The organism is Phycisphaerae bacterium (assembly GCA_012729815.1).
GTDB lineage: Bacteria > Planctomycetota > Phycisphaerae > JAAYCJ01 > JAAYCJ01 > JAAYCJ01.
This window is the reverse complement of record JAAYCJ010000363.1, coordinates 1-2,148: the sequence shown is the minus strand read 5'-3', so window position 1 is coordinate 2,148 and position 2,148 is coordinate 1. Positions and strand designations below refer to the sequence as shown.

The window sequence follows — 2,148 nt, the reverse complement described above, 5'->3', positions numbered from 1 at the left end:
TTGAACTGCCGGACCTGACGTCCGATGAACTCCGGTGGTACGCCGAAAAGACCAAACGGACACGGGAACAGGCGGCGGCCGATCTGATCGCCGAGCGGGTCAGAGGCGTTCGCGATTGGCTTGAGCAGGCCAGCCGCGCCTTCGTCCGCATACCACAAGGGCATGCGCCGGAGCCCTCTCAGACGTACCCGGTCAACTGGTCGCCGAGCGACGATGCGGACTTTCCTGACTTCAGCCACATTCACGAAGCCGACCCGATTGAGGGCTCGAGCATCCCTTTGATCGGCTCGGACGCAACATTCTCGGAGCCGCGAGAACAGGTCATCAGGCAGGTGCTGACCCTCATCGGCGACTGCTGGATCGGCGGCAAGCCCGTGGCCCAGTTCTACTCCCTGGGCCGAGGCACACCGACCACCATCACGGCGGAGATGGCGCTGGGCTTCCTGGACAGCATCCCCTACCAAGGAGCGCAGCTACCGGCTCCGATCGCCGGCGCGTCAACTCAGTACCTCGCCAGAGGAGGCGTCGTGCCGGTCTCGCTTCAGGTCTTCGGCAACTCGATCTTTTCGGTCCTGCAAGGCGGCGCCTACACCGAGGGCGCGCCCAAGGAACAGGCCGCCTCGCTCACGCGTTCCTTTCTCGAGGCCCTCTTCGCCTTCACGCCACCCGAGCTGGCTGCGTTCTTCGCTCTGGACCCCGGCTTTTCCAGCTACTTCTGTGGCACCTTTTGGGATATCGCATTTCTGGTCATCAACGCCCACGAATACTGGGCCTTGCTGCTTTGCGCCACAGACATGGATTGACCGGTCGCACGTGTATCATGCCGCTCGAAGAGCCTGAGAGTCCGCCGAAGGCGACAAACCGTCGGTGCAACCGGCTTGGATCATGTGGGCCGTTCGAACATCATCATGATGCCCGGAATGATGACCTCGCAGAAGCCTTCGGTCTGGCGGGCGGGTTGCCAGTCCATGGCCAGCTCGGTCAGCGTCGGGCCGACCAGGTCGATCTTGTCCTGCTGGATCTGGCCGAGGCCCTGGTGATAGGCCCAGTTCAGGTAGTTGACCGCCGCGACGTCCTGCCCGACGATGCGGGCGGCGGTGGCGTCCACAGCTGGCAGATCGGTCCCGACCAGGATCAGCCACGAGCCCAGCCGGTCCTTCACGTCGATCGTCGTCCCCCACCATCCGGGCAGAACGTGCGGTCCATCGCCTTCACAACAAACTGACATATCCATGATCGACAGGACGGGTTTGACGGCGGCGACGATGTCCAAAAAGCACTGCTCGACGCCGCCGGCCGCCTGGTGCAACGCGGTGCGGTTGGCACTGCCCGGTCCGTAGTGGGCCCGCGAGGTGGTTCCGACGAAGTTCTTCAGCCCGCCGGTCACATGACACCATCGGTGTGTTTTGAATACCGGCAGCGTAATCACCCGGTCGGCCCGGGCCAGCAGGCTCGATATGTAGAGATGCTCCAGCCCGGTCCACGGCGAGTCGATCGGGTCCCACTCCGGCGACTCGACTTCCAGACAGGCCAGCGTCACCTTGCCGGCATACTGGTCGCTGAGGCGCTTGGCTTCGGTAGCCAGGTCGGCTGAATCGTCCAACGCGCGAAGGGTCGCCCAATCGAACCGGTCGGTCTGGCCGGCCTCGCCGATGATGACCTCAGCGGCGCCGGCCTTGAGGCACTCCTCAGCCACCGTGATGATGATCTCCGGCTTGGTGCACTCGCCGGTCTGGAAGATATCGTGACGAACGAAACCAGCCGTGCCGAGGTTCGCCTTGACGAACACCGTCTCGTTCGGGCTCACGAACGACGCCATCCCCCCCACCGCCTCGATCGCCTCCAGCGTCATCGCCCGCAAGTCGTCGCCCAGGATCGAGTAGACCGTGGCCCGCTGATCCTTCGGCGTCGAGGGAATCTCCGGCAACGGCGCCGGACCAAGACACATCCCGCAGCCGGGCAAAACGCTCGAAACCGCCGACGATGCCCCTATCGCCGCACACTGCCGCAGGAAATCTCGGCGCGTCAGCTTCATCGCTTCACCCCTTCCACCGTACTCGCCATCAGGCCCGTCGTTGCGACCATTATCCAGCCGTGAACGCCGACAGTCAATCCCGCGGGTGCGATGGGCCAGCGGCCCAAAGGCCC

At 64.2% G+C, this 2,148-nt stretch carries 2 protein-coding genes; one reads left to right on the top strand and one right to left on the bottom strand.

The window, feature by feature from the left end:
• The coding region (locus tag GXY33_22875) for a hypothetical protein (protein NLX07996.1) at window positions 1-803 on the top strand (803 nt) is incomplete at its 5' end.
• A gap of 80 nt (window positions 804-883) precedes the next feature.
• Here the strand turns inward: GXY33_22875 and GXY33_22870 are convergent.
• A complete protein-coding gene (locus GXY33_22870) occupies window positions 884-2,035 on the bottom strand; it encodes a DUF362 domain-containing protein (GenBank protein ID NLX07995.1) in 1,152 nt (383 codons plus the stop codon).
• Between the last annotated feature and the right edge of the window lie 113 nt (window positions 2,036-2,148).